General features: G+C 44.0%; 12 protein-coding genes and 1 pseudogene. 3 read left to right on the top strand and 10 right to left on the bottom strand.

The annotated features are described in order from the left end of the window. The 9 genes from VTAP4600_RS16440 to VTAP4600_RS16400 form a co-directional block, all read right to left on the bottom strand. Positions 1–405: a DUF6088 family protein gene (locus VTAP4600_RS16440; protein ID WP_012397034.1), complete on the bottom strand. Its 405-nt coding sequence runs from the start codon at positions 403–405 to the stop codon at positions 1–3. 187 nt (positions 406–592) lie between these two features. Further along, a complete protein-coding gene (locus VTAP4600_RS16435) occupies positions 593–1,186 on the bottom strand; it encodes a tyrosine-type recombinase/integrase (RefSeq protein ID WP_012397033.1) in 594 nt (197 codons plus the stop codon). A gap of 263 nt (positions 1,187–1,449) precedes the next feature. After that, on the bottom strand, positions 1,450–1,938 hold the full coding sequence (locus VTAP4600_RS16430) for a hypothetical protein (RefSeq protein ID WP_131825470.1): 489 nt from the start codon (positions 1,936–1,938) through the stop codon (positions 1,450–1,452). A gap of 131 nt (positions 1,939–2,069) precedes the next feature. Next, on the bottom strand, positions 2,070–2,537 hold the full coding sequence (locus VTAP4600_RS16425) for a hypothetical protein (RefSeq protein WP_012397031.1): 468 nt from the start codon (positions 2,535–2,537) through the stop codon (positions 2,070–2,072). Positions 2,538–2,681: 144 nt separating this feature from the next. Further along, positions 2,682–3,422, bottom strand: coding sequence for an IS21-like element helper ATPase IstB (gene istB / locus VTAP4600_RS16420; RefSeq protein WP_012397030.1), 741 nt, complete (start codon positions 3,420–3,422; stop codon positions 2,682–2,684). Between the two features lie 9 nt (positions 3,423–3,431). Further along, positions 3,432–4,964: an IS21 family transposase gene (gene istA / locus VTAP4600_RS16415; protein ID WP_102521770.1), complete on the bottom strand. Its 1,533-nt coding sequence runs from the start codon at positions 4,962–4,964 to the stop codon at positions 3,432–3,434. Positions 4,965–5,559: 595 nt separating this feature from the next. Further along, positions 5,560–6,051, bottom strand: a complete 492-nt coding sequence (locus tag VTAP4600_RS16410) for an RDD family protein (RefSeq protein WP_012397028.1) — start codon at positions 6,049–6,051, stop codon at positions 5,560–5,562. A gap of 415 nt (positions 6,052–6,466) precedes the next feature. Further along, positions 6,467–6,781, bottom strand: coding sequence for a helix-turn-helix domain-containing protein (locus VTAP4600_RS16405; protein ID WP_012397027.1), 315 nt, complete (start codon positions 6,779–6,781; stop codon positions 6,467–6,469). Then, positions 6,768–7,100, bottom strand: coding sequence for a type II toxin-antitoxin system RelE/ParE family toxin (locus VTAP4600_RS16400; protein ID WP_102523754.1), 333 nt, complete (start codon positions 7,098–7,100; stop codon positions 6,768–6,770). Before VTAP4600_RS16400 ends, VTAP4600_RS16405 begins: the two co-directional genes overlap by 14 nt. 880 nt (positions 7,101–7,980) lie before the next feature. Between VTAP4600_RS16400 and VTAP4600_RS16395 the strand changes: the two genes are divergently transcribed. After that, positions 7,981–8,844 carry a ParB/RepB/Spo0J family partition protein gene (locus tag VTAP4600_RS16395; protein WP_102523753.1) on the top strand — a complete coding sequence of 288 codons (864 nt, stop codon included), beginning with the start codon at positions 7,981–7,983 and terminating at the stop codon, positions 8,842–8,844. 815 nt (positions 8,845–9,659) lie between these two features. Here VTAP4600_RS16395 and traI read toward each other — a convergent pair. Then, positions 9,660–13,271 (bottom strand): annotated as a pseudogene (traI, locus tag VTAP4600_RS16385) (conjugative transfer relaxase/helicase TraI); the annotation flags it as partial. 870 nt (positions 13,272–14,141) lie between these two features. Here traI and VTAP4600_RS16380 point away from each other — a divergent pair. Then, the gene (locus VTAP4600_RS16380) at positions 14,142–15,122 is read left to right on the top strand and encodes an IS5 family transposase (protein WP_102523751.1); all 981 of its coding nucleotides are present in this window, start codon (positions 14,142–14,144) and stop codon (positions 15,120–15,122) included. Positions 15,123–15,456: 334 nt separating this feature from the next. Continuing rightward, positions 15,457–17,460: a TonB-dependent receptor gene (locus VTAP4600_RS16375; RefSeq protein WP_197708649.1), complete on the top strand. Its 2,004-nt coding sequence runs from the start codon at positions 15,457–15,459 to the stop codon at positions 17,458–17,460. The last annotated feature ends 13 nt before the right edge of the window (positions 17,461–17,473 follow it).

Below are 17,473 nucleotides of genomic sequence, written 5' to 3'. Positions count from 1 at the left end.
TTAACTCGGAGAATTCAGTACTCGATTACCTACTACCAGCTTGCGATTAAACTGCTTAGGATTCCATGAATAATGAACGGATGATGGTACTTGTGTGCTTTCACCTGAAAAGCTCTGTAGAGACAAACTATCCATCTCAAAGTCAACGCCCTTCATTTTTAATATTTCCCGGATAAGGGCATCGCTACCACCAGGGTTGGTAGGCATGGGTCTTCCTGTAAGGCTATTAACCCTTGCTTTGGTATACAAACCATAGCCAAGCTTCATTAGTTCACCTTGCTTTACTAATTGCCTCAATGCTCTACCTACTTGATCATAACTGGCAAACCCATCAAAGTCTTTGCGTTCAAAGACATAGCGTCTTGAACGCTTTATATTCTGATAAATACGATCTGCCGCAGTCATTTGAACCTCCTAACTTTAATTCAAAACAGTATAACTCAACTTATTTTAACAAGGAATAAATACGGCACTGTGCGTTGAAAGAAAGCGGTATTAAAATAAGATCAAAAAACATAAGTGATTGTTATAAGTTAAAATAAACCAACACCTCATCCGTGGCACCATAAAGAAAAGGAAGCTTTGACCTACATTAAGAGTCTATCCCCTCTGAAATATTGAGCGCATCTTCAATTTCGACACCTAGATAACGAATGGTATTGTCGAGCTTTACGTGACCAAGTAGTAATTGAACTGCACGGATATTTTTGGTGCGAGCATAGATTAATGTCGCTTTCGTTCGACGCATTGAATGTGTGCCGTAAAGGTATGGGTCGTAACAGAGTTCAGTGGCCCAACGACGAATGATGGTTGCGTAACGACTATAACTCATGGGCTTACCCTGCTTGCGAGGGCTAGGGAACAAGTAATCTGATGCGGATATTTGGCTCTTCATTATCCATTGAGCCAATGACTGTGCAGTACGAGATGTGATCTCAAACTGGACCTCTCTACCAGTTTTACTCTGGCTGTAAAGCACGCGATCTTGAATCACACCACCAGAAGAGATATCCCTCACTTTCATTCTAAGCAAGTCACAAGAACGTAACTTACAGTCTATGGCGAGATTGAGCAAGGCCAGTTCCATGATGTTTCCTTCGATTTCGAGTCTAGTGCGAATTCGCCAGATATCTTCAAGTTTGAAGGGTTTTTTCTGCCCTGTTAAATGACCTTTCTTTGTCCACATAATTGACCTCCAGTATGACTTTAGAAGTGGCCTTATTAAGTTTAGAGGAGATAAATTGAATGGTTATGCAGTGAGGAAGCTGAGAAAGATTGCAGGCTTAAGTGCGTTAGAGTATTTGATCTAGCTGATTTTGGGGCATAAACGTTCTAGCAGTGATCGTGCTGGCACGTCTCTGGACAGAAGTAATTTAGTGACATTGGACAAAATTACTTCAATTGATTAGGAAAAGTATCTTGAAAATCTAAACGCTTGTTAGCATTCTGTTATTTGATATGTTTTCCTCGAAGTTGCGGAAACTCAAATATTGGAAATTCGTCTATGTGTGAGTAAGCGTTATATAAACTGATCGCGAGATTTGGTATGAAGTTAGAAAAATCAAAATATGCCTGCTCTTTTGATGTTTGATCATGCCAGTACCTAATCTCTATAAATGATTTAGACCAACGCTGTATTTCTCTTTCAAAACTAGCTTTTTCAATATCACCAACTAGGTGAACATACATTCGTCTTACCCAGTTTTTCCTATCTTCTGGAAGTAGTTTATACAAGCTCCAAAGGCTATGTTCCTTACAAGGGTCAATTCCTTGATTTGCTAACTCCCCCTTAAGGAATAACTCTGATGCAAAAGCAAAACAGACCATAACAGGAGCTACTAAACGATTATTTTCAACACTCTTTGAGGCCTCTAAACCCGCTAACACAAACTCTTCAGCTGTATGGGTCGCCCCACCATGCATTTTTTGAACTGACATTTGATTTATATACTCCTTAAGAAGGCTAGTCGCGTTAAGTTGCAACGCCACCACCTAACCTATTGCACCTTAACCCAAAACCCAACCTTGAACTGAGAATGCCAAGGGTTGGGAATCTGCCTTAGCTCTTGTTATGAGTTTCGCAAAGCACCTAATTGCTCATTTAGCATAATGTATAAGCAACTGATTGAAATTTCAAACTTAGAGTCTCCACCATCTTTTATATAACCAAAGGGGTCAAGTCGCTCAACTTCACAAGTGAAGTCTTGTATTGTTACATCAATCCCTGAAGGTGAAATGTTGTGCGAATATTTGTTTCGAATCGTATTCAGCTTTTTTATTGCAACCCAGAACTCATCGGGTAACTCTGTAGATTTCGATAGGGCCCAACATAACTCTAATTTTTTGGCGAACATCATATTATTAGTGATCTTTATACCTAGAGGATTATCTAAGCTCAGGTGGAGGGTTAAAATATCACTCAAAAGTTCTTCGATTAATAAATGCCCTTTAAGGACAACTAAGACCTTATCTTCGCCTACGGGAAGTAGCCTCATAAAGCGAGCAAATCTAAATCCTTGCTTTGCTGAAGATTCCATAATTACCTCTAACTCATCACGCTTTCTATACGGCTGCCAGCCGTTTTCTATATTGCTATGATGCCTGCGTATTTCGGCGATTCCGATCGGGCGTTTCGGTTTAATCCGATCACCTGACCCTGCCGTTTTTCTCTACCTCTAGTTTTACTCTAACTGATCGGATTGCGCCAGTTTTCTCATTGATTCCCCTCCTAGTTCTAATCGGTGGCTGTTATGGATTAATCGGTCTAAAACAGCATCAGCAACCGTGGCGTTACCTATCATGTTGTACCATTCTTTTACAGGAAGTTGGCTTATCATCATCGTGCTGCTGACCTGATATCTGTCTTCAAGTAACTCCAGTAAATGACCTGCATGATCCTGAGTGAGCTTTTCCATTCCCCAGTCATCTAGGACGAGTAAGCCTTTTTTCGATAGTGCCAGTAGCTGTTTTTGATATGTGCCGTCAAGACGGCCTGAACTTAGATCATCCAGTAAGCGACTCAAACGGTAATATCGAACGCTATGTTGCTGCTCGCAAGCCTGAGCCGATAAAGCGCAAGCGATATAGGTTTTTCCTGCTCCTGTAGGGCCAGTGATCAAGATATTTTGATGTTTGTGCAGATAGATTCCTGTCAGAAGTTCACTCATCTGACTCCGCATTAGACCTCGCCCTTCTTTGTAAATAATTTGGCTTGCCTGCGCATCTACTCTGAGCTTGGCTTGTCGCTTGAGCCTTTGGATCTTAGTTTGGTTTCGGTTAAGCAACTCACTCTCTAGAAGTAAGCTTAACCTTTCTTCGAACGCTAGCTCTGCGTAAGTGGATAGCTGCTCACGTTGCTGCTCTAAAGCTTGTGCTGCATGACCAAGGCGAAGTGCTTTTAGTTGTTCATTTATCTGGTTCATTACGTACTCCTAGTGGTAAAAGTCAGGGCCACGAACATTGCTGTGCTCTATGTTGGGTGTGGTTTGAGTTTCTGATGAGAGTTGGCCTTCCCGATGGTTTACTAACAAGTTTTTGACGAACTTAAGATAGGGTTTATTGATTAGAAGCGCATCCTTACAGGCTTGCTCTAGACGAACATCACCGTATTTTTTACTCAGGTTCAATAAGCCAAGACAGCTACGATAAGCTTGTTCAGGGTGTGCCTTTTTCATCAATTGAACATTCACCATTTCACGAGTTGCAGCGCCAATATGTTCTCCCCAGCGCAATAATCGTTCAGGAGACCATTTCTGATACCGATGGTTGCTGGGCATGTGTTCGGGGTAAGTGCTTATCCCTCGTTCTTTTGGGCTACATGGATGTTGTGAGACTAGGTTTCCTTGATAATAAATGCGTATCAAGCGGGAAGTGGCTTCAAGTTCAACATGTTGTCCCACTAACTGGTGAGGCACAGAGTAGTAATGTTTTCTGTACTCTATGTGGTAGTCAGGCCCAACTTTCGCCCGCTTAGTTTCGGTATAGATGTAGCGTTGGATTGGAAGTGGTCTCAATGCTGGTTTATCTAACTGCTCGAACAGTGCCTGACGGCTGGCTCCTAGCTGTTTCATTTCCCTTTGGTTCAAATCATTCATTAGCTCACGGATGGCTAGGTTTAACTCTTTGAACGTGTGGAAGGTATTGTGTCGTAGTCGCATCATTATCCAACGCTCAACAATGAGCACTGCATTTTCAGCTTTTGCTTTGTCTTTAGGTTTGTATGGTCGAGCAGGCATGACAGCCGTCTGGTAATGGTTAGATAGTTTCTGGTAACTATCGTTGAGCTGAGGTTCATAGCGGTCATGTTTAGTGACAGCCGAACGCAGGTTATCAGGGACTAACAACCTTGGAACCCCGCCGAAGTGTTCGAAGGCATTGGCATGGGCTTCCAGCCAGTGTTCTAGTTTTTGACTCTCACTTGCTTCCACGTAGGTATAATTGGATGCACCAAGAGTGGCAACAAAAACCTGGGCATGACGGATCTCTCCCGTGTCAGGGTTAACGACTGGGATCGTTGGGCCACAGTAATCAATGAACAGCTTGTCACCTGCGATGTGGGTCTGTCGCATGCTACGCTTCTGCTTCTTTAACCAACGCATGTAATGTTCACAGAACTGAGTATAAGCGTAGGCTCGCTCCTGATATTGCTCGTAATATTCTTCCCACAACAGCAGTTTCGTCATGCCTTTTCTTTTTAGTTCCGTACAACAGTTAGCGAAGTTTGGCATCGCTTTGGCTTTATTCGCTCCTTTTGGGTGATAAAGCGCATTGGTTAACTCTGTATCTGAACAACTATCAGGGAGCGGCCAACCTATTTGGCTTTGATTAAAACGACTGATGATTTCAGATACGGTCGCACAACCAATTTTCAGACAGGAAGCGATATTTCTGTGTGACAATCCGCACTCGAATTTAAGGCGTAAAACCTCTTTGATTTTTGTCATTGGTGTTCTCTTTTTTGGCATCATCACTTCCTAGTTGTATACGACTACTAACAAGGATAGCGACTGGTTGATTTAAAAGAGAAAAAGGGAGGGTTTCGGAGTATCCGATCAGTGATTTCGCTATTCCGATCGCCCATTTCGGAGTTTGGGCTAAAGTGATCGGATTATTGCGGAATGAGCGATCGGTTTAAACCGAAACAGGTGATCGGATAATGCCGAAATAGGTGATCGCAATGCTCCGAAATACGCAGATGCCGTCTTTCATTCAGCAGTTAATTGACAATCAATAAGTTAGCATGACGAAGTGATGGTTAGATTCGACATGAGGCATAATTTCTTTCCATGCTCGTAGCACACCCCTTTCGGATAAATGTTGGTAGGGAAAATACGTATTAATAGGATGTGTATGATCTTTTGCACTAAATGATTTTGGGGCAAAAATTACTTAGAGCAATTGCTTAAATTAGGGAAATACAGATAACGTCAGGTATGGGAAAGTCGCTTAGTGAATGCCCAGTCTGATTGGAGCAGATCAGTTTTTCATAATTAGACTCCCTTAAACACTTCACGGTTCAGAATAGACTGAGTAGGTGGGGAGTCCAATTATCTTGTTATGTTAATTTTTTGACGAGAACTCAACTTCTTGAGGTATATTGCGATCTTTTTCGCATATAACTACAGTATTGGCGAGTTTGTCGTGCCACCCCTGTTTACGCTTATCCCACGCAACCCAAAATATACCTAGACCAAGAGGGATTGTCGCTAGGATATACCCAAGGTATCTTATAATATACTGTTGAAGGGTAGGTTTATCGCCAGTCTTAGCGTCTACAATTTTAGCTGATATAGCCATTTTGCCTGGAGTCGCTTGACGATAAAGCCAGAAACCGATGATCGCTACCAATGGAAAAATCCAGCTTAAAATCAGGTCAGCGAAACCTTGCACTAATGCATCATTGTCAAAATATGCCCAGCCATAAACTGCTACTAGAATCGGGTATGTAAGGACACAAATTATCACAGTATCGATTAGACTAGCACCAACTCGAGGCCAAAAGCCTGAGTATTCGTACAAATCGCTCATTTTAGCAGGAACATTATCTTTCATATTATTTACCTAGTTTATAAAACCGACGCAAACATATGATACGCAATGTAATTTCTTTCTCAAGTTAATACTCAACCTATTGAAATTCACCTCAATATTGAGCGACAATTAACATAACGCTTTCTATACGACTTTTGGTCGTCTTTTATCGTCCTATAATGCAGCCTTTCCAATCAAAGTTCAATTAACAATCAATAAGTTAATGAGATGTGTTGAGTATTAGACCGCCAAATGACGCATAATTTTTAAAAAGCTTAATTCGGCACTTCATCGAATAACTACAGATAAGGCAAACGTACAGTCTAAGATTTTGAGTAGATATTCGCGCTGAGAAGGAATGGGGCAAAGCGTGTTTGCTATAGTCGGTTCGCATCACCTCTGCCAAGTGGACTGACAGAGGAAAAGCTAACAAACTTTATAGCTGAGCGATGTGCGACAGAGTTTCTGGGTGGCGCTGAACCAATTTTAGAAGGGTTACTGCTTGTCCATTTGGTGCGCTACGCCCTTGTTCCCAGTTCTCTAACGTACGAGATGATGTGTGCAACAAACGAGCAAAAACACCACGAGACATATTAAAATGCTCTCGAATTCTCATGATTTCATCAGGTGAGATATTTAACTCACTGATGTCGTTAAATTGATGATTTTTAAGGGTAAGCTTGCCCTCTGAATGCTCTTTAGCCTCAACAAGTGCTGAACTTAGCTCCGCAAATAGATCACGATTGCTCATTACGCCACGCCTCCATAAAAGCCTTTAGTTGTTTCTTTTGGTCTGCGGTTAAGTCGGACATTTCATTCTTGCCGTAAATCGTCAGCAAGTAGAAACGACGTTTCTCATCGAGGAAGTAATAGATAACGCGAGAGCCACCTCGCTTGCCCTTACCTTTACTTGCAACTCGAATCTTTCGCAAACCACCTGTACCTTGAATCACGTCACCTTGCTTCGGGTTAGACATTAACTCAGCTTGAAAAAGCCTAAACTCATCATCGCTGAGATATTCATAACGGTACTTTTCAAATATGGTCGATTCGACAAATATACTTCTCATACGCAAAGTATACGCAAGTAACGTACAGATAGCAAAACTATACGTGATTAACGTGGCTATAATTTTTGGAGCAGTAAGTCTGACTTGAGCTATGACGCTTATTAAACGGATTTATTCTTTAATTATATGCAACCAATCATCAGTCAACTCTAATTATACTCACGCTCAATCGAAAGCCTGTTCTGCCTAGCGTCTAAGATATGAACTTCAGAAATTGCCGAAAATTTCCGTATAATTCCAGCGGTGTCTGAGCAATATGATTTTTCGCCTGCTCAAACTAAAATGAGCATGCTCTTACCCTCTTTCATCGATTAGATTTGGTAGGGAAAACGCACGTTCCCTAAAATGTGTAGAGCTTTAGCTCTGAACGATTTTGGGGCAAAACCTTCTTAGAGTTAAAGGTCTAACTGTTGTGATCGCTCTCTAACGGTTCAATTGATGCTCAAAATGAACACACTTTATGCTCTTCCTGCAGCCGTTCCCGTTAGGGCGTGACCGCAAGCGGTCGGGCTTTTCGTCGTTCCTCCTCCTATCGCTAACTTGAAGCCCATATTGAGCAAGCTCAATGCGCTTCTAAGTTCCAGATAGACAATCCCTCACGCAAACGCGTCGTTAGGCGTCTGAAGCGACGCACTCCGCTCTATTTCACGCCTTTACGCTAAGAGGGCGTCATCGCTTCGGTGCTTCGTTCATTTTGTTTTACTTTTTGATTTGAGCTCACTTGCTTACCCGCGCTGATTTCTTAATCTCTCAACGTTCGCCCTCTTTGCAAGGGAGGCTGCGCCGCTTCGCGCCCTTGTCAAAGCGGTCTTTCAAGTTGAGTCGATGAAACCAGGCAATAAGCGAAGTGATACTCAACGAACCAAAAAGGAAAACCGCTATGAACGCAATCAACCCAATCTCAGCGCCCTCTAACCGTCAAGACGCGACCAGCGTATCGCCGCTGGACACTCAGGCAACTGCACAAAATGATGCCTCTATTGTGATGCTGCCTGTTAATCAATTGGTGGTGTCGGATTTAAACGTGCGAAAGAGCAAAGCCAGTAAAGCCGATGATGAATCTCTACAAGCGTCCATCTTGGCGCATGGCGTCATTCAAAACTTGGTCGCGCTGCCTTGTGAGTCAGGTCGGTATCCTGTTATCAGTGGGGGTCGTCGTTTAACTCAACTTCAAGCGCTGGTTGAATTAAATAACATCCCGCCTGAATACCTTGTGCCCGTTAAAATCTTGAATGCGTCCACCGTGTCGCACGATGCCACTGAAATCTCATTGACTGAAAACGTCACACGCGCCTCGATGCACCCAGTCGATGAGTTTGAGGCGTACTCAAAAAGAGTCGAAGACGGCGCAACCGTGGCCGAAGTCGCGCAACGCTTTGGTAAAACACAACGTTACGTGCATCAGCGCATGAAATTAGCGGCGGTCGAGTCGGCTATCCTTGAAGCATACCGCGAGGGCAACGTCTCTCTTGAGCGTGTCATGTTATTCACCTTTGCCAGTCCAGAGCGTCAACGAGACGTGTGGGAACAAGTGAAAGAGAAATCTTGGTATTCTGAACATCAAGTACGCCACATGCTCAAAGGATCTGCATTGGAAGCGTCAAGCGGACTCGTCACGTTTGTTGGTCAAGCGTCTTACGAAAAAGCAGGGGGAATGGTCACCACGGATTTTGTTTCTGACAAAATCTATTTTGAAGACCGCGCCTTAATGGAATCGCTTGCGAGGGCTAAGAAACAACCTTGAAACGAATAAACTGAGCCCGGCAGGGCTGGGAATGGGACCCAAAATACTGGTTACAACCCACTTCCCAATGAATTCGCGTGGCTTTTGTTGAAAACTGACGGCCAAATTCAAGGTAAAATTTTAAGGAAAGCCGAAAAAAGGGTTTAGCCGGGGGGGGATTTTCTCCGGGTTTGGGCCCAACACGGGGGAATTTTTTGTTTTTATTTTAAAGGGTTTTGGGGTGGGGAAAAAAATTCCGCAAACCTTTGAAAGGGGCCCTTCAAAAGCCCTCTTGGCCAAAGCCGCGAAATATATTGCCCCCAAGAGAAAAAAACAAAAACCCCCCGCGGAAAAAAAAAGGGGAAGTTTTTCCCTAAAAACAAGAGAGGAGGGAAGGGGGGGGGGTGTTTTTTTTAAAAGGTGTGTGGTCACCCTTTTTTTTTTTGTTTTCGCCCCGCCTCATTTGTGAAACCACAAAGAAAGAAGAGAGTAATATTTTCTTTTTTTGGGGGCGCCTTCTTTTTTTTTTTTCCAAAAAAATTTTGCCGGCACAAATAATTTTGCCTTTTTGGGGGGGGGGGGGGTGTAAGAGAAAATTTTTTTTAAATATTTTTTTCTGTTTTTTTTCCTCCCCCGGTTTAAAAATTTTTTTTTTGGGTTCTATTTTAAACAGGGTTAATTGGCCTTCCGGCCACGGCCCCCTTTTATAACCCCAAGTTTCTTTGGGGTCTCAAGATAAAGGTTAATTCAAAGAACCTTTTCTCCGCCCCCTGGGTGTTAGTCTTTTAAAAATAAACCACGAATGCTCCGCCTTGTTAAAGTTCACTTTAATGGCGGGATTTGCCAATGCCAAAAGTTAAAATAGTCGCGGTCGGAATTGGGACTGTTTGGGGCTTGCCTAATAAGTGCATGGCTAGGCTTTCGGTGTATTTCGGGAGTTGTGTATTGATGTGCTCCTTAAAGGTGTTGTAGTCAAAGTCACCGCTTTTATTTTGGAAGCGAACGTCCTCATGGGGCAGGGCGTTGCGGTTAAAGTAAGTGGTGTCTTGGGGTGGGGTTTGGTTGGCGGTTTCTATCGCGCTAGCTTTATGGCTTTCTTTGGATAACCAGCTTTTGAGCAGGTGTGTGGTGTTATCGGTATAGAGCCTCACGTGCTGGCTGGCGCGGGTGACATCAATGCCGGCACGTCTTAGGTTGGTTAATGCGCCTTTGCTTTTGATGGCCGTAATGACGTGCGGGTACGTGGCCCCTTGCGCCATGTCCGCGGTTCGGCTGTAAGCGTAATCCCAATGACTGTCTGTTAACTCATTCGGGTTGATGGTGAGCGTTTGGCCACTTTTTGATTGCGCCATGATGCTATCCGGGCTTGCTTGGGTGATGCGGTACTCCACATTGGCTTTGATGTCGCGGCTTTTATCGGTAAAGCGAGTGACAATCTTATCGCCTGTTGAGAGTGGTTTTTCTGATACAGAGAAAAGCGTCGTGAAACGATGGTCACGGTTACGCGGTAAGAACGGCTTTGTCTTGCCTGTGCTGGCGTCTTCAAGCGTCACCACACCGTGCTCCGAATCCACGTGGGTAATGGTGGCGTACTCACCGGGCTTGGTGCTCAGCACTAAGCCTTTTTGATACGGCATCATGGTGGTGAGCTCTTCACCGGTGGCGCCGATGGAGCGCAATCTCGTGGCGACAATGTTCTCTTTGCCGATTTCCTCGTTTTTCATTAAGCCAACACGAACGTAGGCCGTGATGTCATCACGCTCTTGGTTGGTGTAGGCGATGATAAGCGTGTTTTCGCGGGTTTCAGGTGTGCGTTCTAGGTAATCCTTTGCTACCAGGTAGGGCAGCTTTTCAGTGGCTTCTAACTGCGCTTGGCGTCGGTCTTGATTGTTTTCATCCAGCGTGGAGATGACATGTTGGTGATTGCCTTGCGCGTCAGGCGATTGGCGTTGGAGTTTGTCCAAGGCGCTTTCGGGCTGCTTATCAATGGTGTTTTGCGCGGCATTGAGTAGGGGGTCGTTTTGCTGACGAATGATGTCGGTCATGTAAGCGGTATCGAGGCGACCTTGACGCATGGCCAGCTCAAAGGGTTTACCGGCGCTTAAAGATAACAACTGCTCTTTATCCCCTAACAACACGGCTTTGGATTGACTGGCATTGACCAGCGTGGTGAATTCATCGGCTTGTTTGTTACTGACCATGGAGCTTTCATCGAGAAAGAACAAAGTGCCTTGATAGTCGCTGGCTTGGCGGTTGCCTTGTCGGATGTCACTGAGTAGGCTCTCTAGGGTTTGCGCTTTCACGCCCTTGCTTTCCAGCTCAGAAACGGCGGCGTGGGTGGGCGCAAGGCCAATGACGTTTTGCTCGGGTTGTTGGCTGACTTGTTTCGCTAATTGGATAAGTTCAATGTTGGATTCAAGCATGGTGGATTTCCCTGTACCGGCTAAGCCTTGAATGGCGACAAAGCTGTCTTGGGTGGTTGAAATCAGGGTAAGGCTGCCTTGTTGTCCTTGAGTGAGGCGAGGCTGGGTCTCAAGAAAGGCTTGCACCTGCTTGGTTATCGCAAAAGGCGGATGTTGGCCCTTGCCATCAGTGATGTTTTGCAAGATGCGTTTTTCAGTCTCCAGCGCCGCGTGTGTTGTCCAGCGTGTGCCGTCACTGTACTCCGCGGAAAGGGTGTCACGGCGCTTGGCAAGCTCCGTGTCAATCTGGTCTTTGGTAATAGCGCCGCCGGCTTCTTCAAAGGCGTAACGTACCGCCTCCACCACTAACGCTTTTTGGCTAAACCCCGCTTCACGCTCAGATAAATGGTTTAAGGCAAAGCTGACCGCTTTTTCAATCAGTGGGGCGTTTTGCGCTTTTGCCAGGGTCGAAAGCGCCTGACTGACGTCTTGCGTTAACAAGGCTTGGGTGGCGCCGCTTAGGTAGCGGTCGTTGACGTTTTGCGTGTGCAAGACGCGCTCAATGGCTGACGGGGAGACCTGCTCTTTTTCTAGGGCGCTTTGGGCTTTGTTTGGCTTGTCGGTGAAGACATCCAGGCGCGCTGTTTTTTCGGTCAGGTCGTTTATCAGCGGTTTAGACAGAGTAAAGGTTTTTCCTGATAACAAGGTATGGGCTTTTTGCTCAATATGGTTGGCGCCGTGAACGTAATCGTATTGCAATGGTGCGTCTTTTAGACTCTCTAAACTTAGGCGCTGCGTTTTACCTTTGCTCTCAAGCATGAGGCTTTCTTTGTTAATGTGTGTGACAAGGTAACTTTGGTTGCCCTCTAAGCCAGAAGGAAAGTGCTTACCCAGCGTGCGAAGGCGTTCGCCTTGGGCGATGTTGAGACTTTGCGGTTTATTGATTTGCATCTTCATCTTCTTAAAGGCGCGACTGGACGGGTCAAAGCGGTGTGACTGTCCATCGCGTTTGCTGAGTGCGGTCATGGTGTTGCTCTCTTTGTCGATACTGGCAATGACAAAACTTTGGGGTTTGTTTTTCTCCCAATGGGTGAGGGTCATGCCGGGTTTGTAGTGTTGGACAAGTGGTTGCTGCGCTTTGGAGAGAGAGTGAGGGGTTTGAGTGAATAGGGTGGTTTCATGACGAGAGAGGGCGCCGGTGTTTTTTAACTGCCCTCGTATCGCTTCGGTTAACCGCCGCTGCTCGACGCCGGAGGTGGCAATCACTTGAGTGTTGGCTTTGTCCGGTAAGTCAGCGTAGACCCTTGCTATTCTATCGGTGTCGTTGTCATGCAGTTTGATGTCGGTGGGGGCGCTTTTCCCACCCACCCACGTATGACGCTCTACGTTGCCTTTGCGGTACAGTTCAATGGCGTTGTTGGCTTTAAAGCCTTGACGACTGGAGACGCGGTTCAGCATCACCACCTTGGTGTTGGATTGCTTGGCTTGGTTGGTGAGACTCATCAGCTCCTTAGCGCTCATCTTATTGGCGTCGTCGATGAGCAAGATGTCTTTGTTGGTGAACGGCGTTGCGCCCTGGAGCAAGCTTTGGGTAGTGTGGCGCTGCTCCGATGAAAAATGATGGGCTATCCAGGCGCCTAAGGTGTGGCTGTGGCGCTGAATATTTTCCACGCCTTCTGATTTGGCTTTGGCGGTTTGGGAGACGAACTGAACCCGTTTGCCGCTGTGGTTGCCGACATTAAGCAGTTGCTGCGCGATGCCTTGTGATGAGCCATGCACATTGACGACATGAAACTGCTTGGTGGACTGAAATAGGTCGGTGAGCTTTTGTTGCTGGTTGGCTGGAATATCAAGGCGATGTAAGAGCGAGGGGTCAACGTGGGTGCGCATGTGGTGCGCCCGTCCTTGGGTGCTTTTCATGAGTGAGTGCTCATTATCAATCAGGGTTTGGGTGGTGTATTGCCCTTTATCGGCTAAAGGAATAAGCGCGCCCTCTTTTATCTGTTGGTCTAGGATGGTTTTAAGCTCAATCGCATTGGCTTGAACGTTTAATCATAATTCGAGACGATTATCAACAAAATGTACTGACAAGAAAAAGAAAAATATGTATCGAATATAAAGAAAGATATCAGAGTAGATAGAACGATTATGTTAACAGCTAAGTAAAAGAAAAGGAGAGATGTAATATCAATAATAGAAGGCAAAGGAGAACGAAAACATAAGAATAGTAAAAAAAGTGCTATTGCACCCCAATAGATATATTCGCAGTTATCTGGTATATAATCAGCGAAAAAACAACAGGAACCCAAGATAATATAGAAAAGAGAGAATATTAGAATAGTTGACTATATAATACCAAGTACAAGGGTTTTAAAATAAATAGCCAAAAAGAAGCTAATAACTATGTGTACAAAACCACAAAAGAACGGGTTTCTAAACAACACAAATTAGAAAAGTAATATATACAAAAACAACATAGATATTTATTTACACTGGGGTTTCGATTCACGAGAAATATTGAGTAAAAACACCTTTTGATTGCGAAGAAAAAATACAAACCCCTACCAGGGAATCGGTTCTCTCACAATTGCTGAAGGGGGGTTTTTACCCGATAAATGATTTACGCAACAAGGACATGGGGGGAGATTCTCCAATTTTTTGATATAAATTGGAACCAGCCACCTAATTTTTCCAAAAATCAAGTTGGTTTCATTGGAAGCTTACTAGTTGAAAAATATGTTGGGTGACTGCCATATAATCTTTGAGTTTCATATTTTGCTTAAAAATCATGTAATACCTAACGTTGCCCATTCTCCTTTGGCTTTGTGGAATCGTTCAGATAACACTCAATTATTTCCATAACATTTGAATTCAGTTATCATCGTCAGTCTTTCATTTAGGTTGGCTGATTAACAAATGCCTTACAAATACAATGACGCCAAACACCATCATTTTAAGAAGCATACCTACGCCTTAAATAACTATGGTGAGTACAATCAGACTCTCAAGCAACGCGGGCGGTTTGATATTTGGATATCTGAAGATATTATCAATAATTGGCAACACGACGAACGCGTTTATGACGGTACCGGCTCATCCGTTAAGTATCCTGACAGCACCATCGAAGCCTGCCATTACATCAGATTGGTGTATAAACTTCCCTTACGTCAAGCTCAGGGGCTGATTGAATGTTTACTGACGAAGCTTGGCATGACCAGCCTTCAATGCCCTGATTATACGCTGCTGTCAAAACGGCTGAAGCAGCTCAATTTCACGGCGCCACGCTTTAGAAAGCATGAAAGGCCAGATGACAAAATTGCAGCTATAGCCATTGATTCAACGGGACTCAAACGGTTTGGTATGGATGAATGGCTCCAGGAAAAACATAAGGTTAATGCAAAACGAAGCTGGCGAAAGGCGCACTTTGCTGTTGATGAAGCTCACTTCATTCAAGGCGCAGTCCTCACCGATAAAAAAACGATGGATGATCAGGTTGTCGGGGTGTTATGTCAGTCCATCATTACGGATGTCGAGCACGTCAGTGCCGATAAAATGTATGATACCAATGCGGTGTACCAAACATTAGAAAATCATTTCCCGAATGCTGAGATTGTTATTCCGCCGAAAGATAATACGTTTGCCGATGAGGCTCATCATCCTAAGAGGATGAGCAACCTGATAGGTTGCTTCGCCCTTGGTATTATAGGTTGGCAGAGCGTGCGGCAATACGGAAAAAGGAATATCTCAGAAACAGCCATGCAACGTTACAAAAAGATAATCGGCAATACATTACACAGCAGGGAGTTTGAAAATCAGTCAAAAGAAATGTTACTCGGTTGTTCTATTTTAAATCGCTTTACTCACCTCGGGATGCCCAATAGTTACCGAGTCGCCTAACCGTATCAAAAGACCACAAAGTTTTAGTGTTGCAACAATGCCATTTCAAATTGTTTCCCTTAGCTCGGGATGCCCAATAACTACCGAGTCGCTTAACCGTATTAAAAGACCACCTAGATTGAGTATTGCAACAAAGCCTAGTTCTATGTGGATATTCAAATCAACCACACATCAATGGTAATGCGTGTTATTATCATTTGTGATAATGTAAGGAATAACTCATAACTCATAACTCAGCGAATAAATTATGCTTTACACAAAACAAATTTTATATGCGGTGCCATTCATTTTAGCTGTACAAATGTCACATTCCTTTGCCTCAGAAACAGAGATAATGGTAGTCGAATCAAGTCGTATTGATATCCGTAAAGAAGACTCTCCGCAATCGGTCACCATCATCACCAGAGAACAAATTGAACAGCAGCTATCAATATCAACCGACAGTTCACAAGTATTATCGAACCTGCTACCTGGATATGCCCTGAATACACAGAAGCTGAACAATAGCAGCCAAACCTTCAGAGGTAGAGATGTACTGTATATGATCGATGGTGTTCCACAATCCAATTCTTTACGTAAAGGCAGTCGTGCTGCTCATACAATAGACCTTTCTATGGTGGAACGAATCGAAGTAATTAAAGGGGCAAGTGCCATTCATGGTCTTGGTGCAACGGGAGGAATAATTAACTTCATCACCAAAACCAACCGCTCTGACGATGTCAATCAACATGCCAGCATTCAATTGACTTCTCCTACGACCAGTGTAAGCACAGACACTTTATCTTATAAAGCCAGCTACCAATTAGAAGGTGCGACAGAGCGTTTAGATTATTTGGTCGGACTAACAGGTGAAGTCCAGGGTGTTTACCTTGATGCCAACGGACAGTACGTTGGTGCAGCAACCGTTAGGGGCGACATTATGGACTCTCGAAGTTATGATTTTATGACCAAAATAGGTTATTGGATAGACGATGAGCAAGATATCAAGTTTTTATACAATCGTTATCAACTTAAAGGTCAAATGAATTACGCATCCGTAAAAGGGGACCGAGACAAGGGCGTGGCCACGTCTTCAGTAAAAGGGACACCCAAAGGGGCTGCTCCTTCAAACATTGTCCAAACGTTTAACGTCGCCTATACCCACAACGACTTTTTTGGAATGAAGCTAAGTTCTCAAGGGTTCCTTCAAGATTTTTCAGGAAGATACGGAGCCTCTACTTCACGCAGTTTCCAAGACCCAAATACAGCAGAAACCATTTACGACCAGTCACAAAATGAATCTAAGAAGATAGGCGCTAAGTTCAGTGTTTCGAAAAGCAATCTTTTTGACGGAAAACTGAACGCGACTGCCGGTTTAGACTTGCTCAAAGATACAACCAGTCAAAAACTTATTTTGACGAATCGAACCTATGTACCTAAGACATCTTATGTTAATTACGCACCATTTATTCAGCTAACATTCAATCCACTTGAAAGGTTGTCTGTGCAAGCCGGTGCTCGTTATGAAAATGCAAAACTGGATATCAACACGTATCAGACTGTCGCTGCTAGAAACGGGGTAACGGTTCAAGGCGGAAAACCGTCATTTAGCGAAATGGTCTACAACGCTGGTGCTGTGTTTGAGCTTACACCAAGCGTTCGACTATTTGCTAACTACTCTCAAGGGTTTGGTATGCCAGATGTGGGACGAGTACTAAGAGGCGTGAATAAACCAGGCCAAAAGGTGAACGAGCTTATCGACTTATCTCCCATCATAACGGACAACTATGAAGGTGGGGTTCGCTTTAATAATGGCGATGTTGATTTTGAAATCAGTTACTACCTATCGAATTCCGATCTTGGCAGCCGAATCGTTGAAAATAACGGGCTTTACACCGTAAAACGAGAGAAAAAAGAGATTCAGGGGTTTGAAACCTCACTTGGGTATAGTCTTAGTGACTCTCACAATCTAGATGCTGGCTACTCATACATTAAAGGATTTTCCGACACCAATGGCGATGGAAACGTTGACACTAAGCTAACTGGTGCCGATATTCCAGCGAACAAGCTAAGGTTGGCATGGACAGCGCAATGGGACCATGGGTTAACATCCATGATTCAAGCCAATCATGCCTTTAGCAGAACATTTGATGATAAAGAGCTAGAATTTCAAGGTTATACATTGTTTGATGCGACATTATCTTACCAGTTACCGGTCGGAAAACTGAATGCTTCTGTTTCCAACTTACTCAATGAAGACTACTTCACTTATTACTCTCAAAGTGCCTACAAGAACGACAACTTTTACTTCAAAGGAAGAGGCCGAACGTTCACATTGGCCTATAAGTTAGATTTTTAGTAGACCACGATTA

The sequence above is a fragment of the Vibrio tapetis subsp. tapetis genome (assembly GCF_900233005.1).
In the GTDB taxonomy this organism is placed as follows: domain Bacteria; phylum Pseudomonadota; class Gammaproteobacteria; order Enterobacterales; family Vibrionaceae; genus Vibrio; species Vibrio tapetis.
Note: the sequence above shows the minus strand (reverse complement) of the source record. Positions and strands in the feature narration are given on the sequence as shown.

What these genes read in the sequence shown, in the direction of transcription:
- VTAP4600_RS16440 (WP_012397034.1), bottom strand. Translation starts at nt 405, where the DNA reads ATGACTGCGGCAGATCGTATTTATCAGAATATAAAGCGTTCAAGACGC.
- VTAP4600_RS16435 (WP_012397033.1), bottom strand. Translation starts at nt 1,186, where the DNA reads ATGTGGACAAAGAAAGGTCATTTAACAGGGCAGAAAAAACCCTTCAAA.
- VTAP4600_RS16430 (WP_131825470.1), bottom strand. Translation starts at nt 1,938, where the DNA reads ATGTCAGTTCAAAAAATGCATGGTGGGGCGACCCATACAGCTGAAGAG.
- VTAP4600_RS16425 (WP_012397031.1), bottom strand. Translation starts at nt 2,537, where the DNA reads ATGGAATCTTCAGCAAAGCAAGGATTTAGATTTGCTCGCTTTATGAGG.
- istB (WP_012397030.1), bottom strand. Translation starts at nt 3,422, where the DNA reads ATGAACCAGATAAATGAACAACTAAAAGCACTTCGCCTTGGTCATGCA.
- istA (WP_102521770.1), bottom strand. Translation starts at nt 4,964, where the DNA reads ATGCCAAAAAAGAGAACACCAATGACAAAAATCAAAGAGGTTTTACGC.
- VTAP4600_RS16410 (WP_012397028.1), bottom strand. Translation starts at nt 6,051, where the DNA reads ATGAAAGATAATGTTCCTGCTAAAATGAGCGATTTGTACGAATACTCA.
- VTAP4600_RS16405 (WP_012397027.1), bottom strand. Translation starts at nt 6,781, where the DNA reads ATGAGCAATCGTGATCTATTTGCGGAGCTAAGTTCAGCACTTGTTGAG.
- VTAP4600_RS16400 (WP_102523754.1), bottom strand. Translation starts at nt 7,100, where the DNA reads ATGAGAAGTATATTTGTCGAATCGACCATATTTGAAAAGTACCGTTAT.
- VTAP4600_RS16395 (WP_102523753.1), top strand. Translation starts at nt 7,981, where the DNA reads ATGAACGCAATCAACCCAATCTCAGCGCCCTCTAACCGTCAAGACGCG.
- VTAP4600_RS16380 (WP_102523751.1), top strand. Translation starts at nt 14,142, where the DNA reads ATGCCTTACAAATACAATGACGCCAAACACCATCATTTTAAGAAGCAT.
- VTAP4600_RS16375 (WP_197708649.1), top strand. Translation starts at nt 15,457, where the DNA reads ATGGTAGTCGAATCAAGTCGTATTGATATCCGTAAAGAAGACTCTCCG.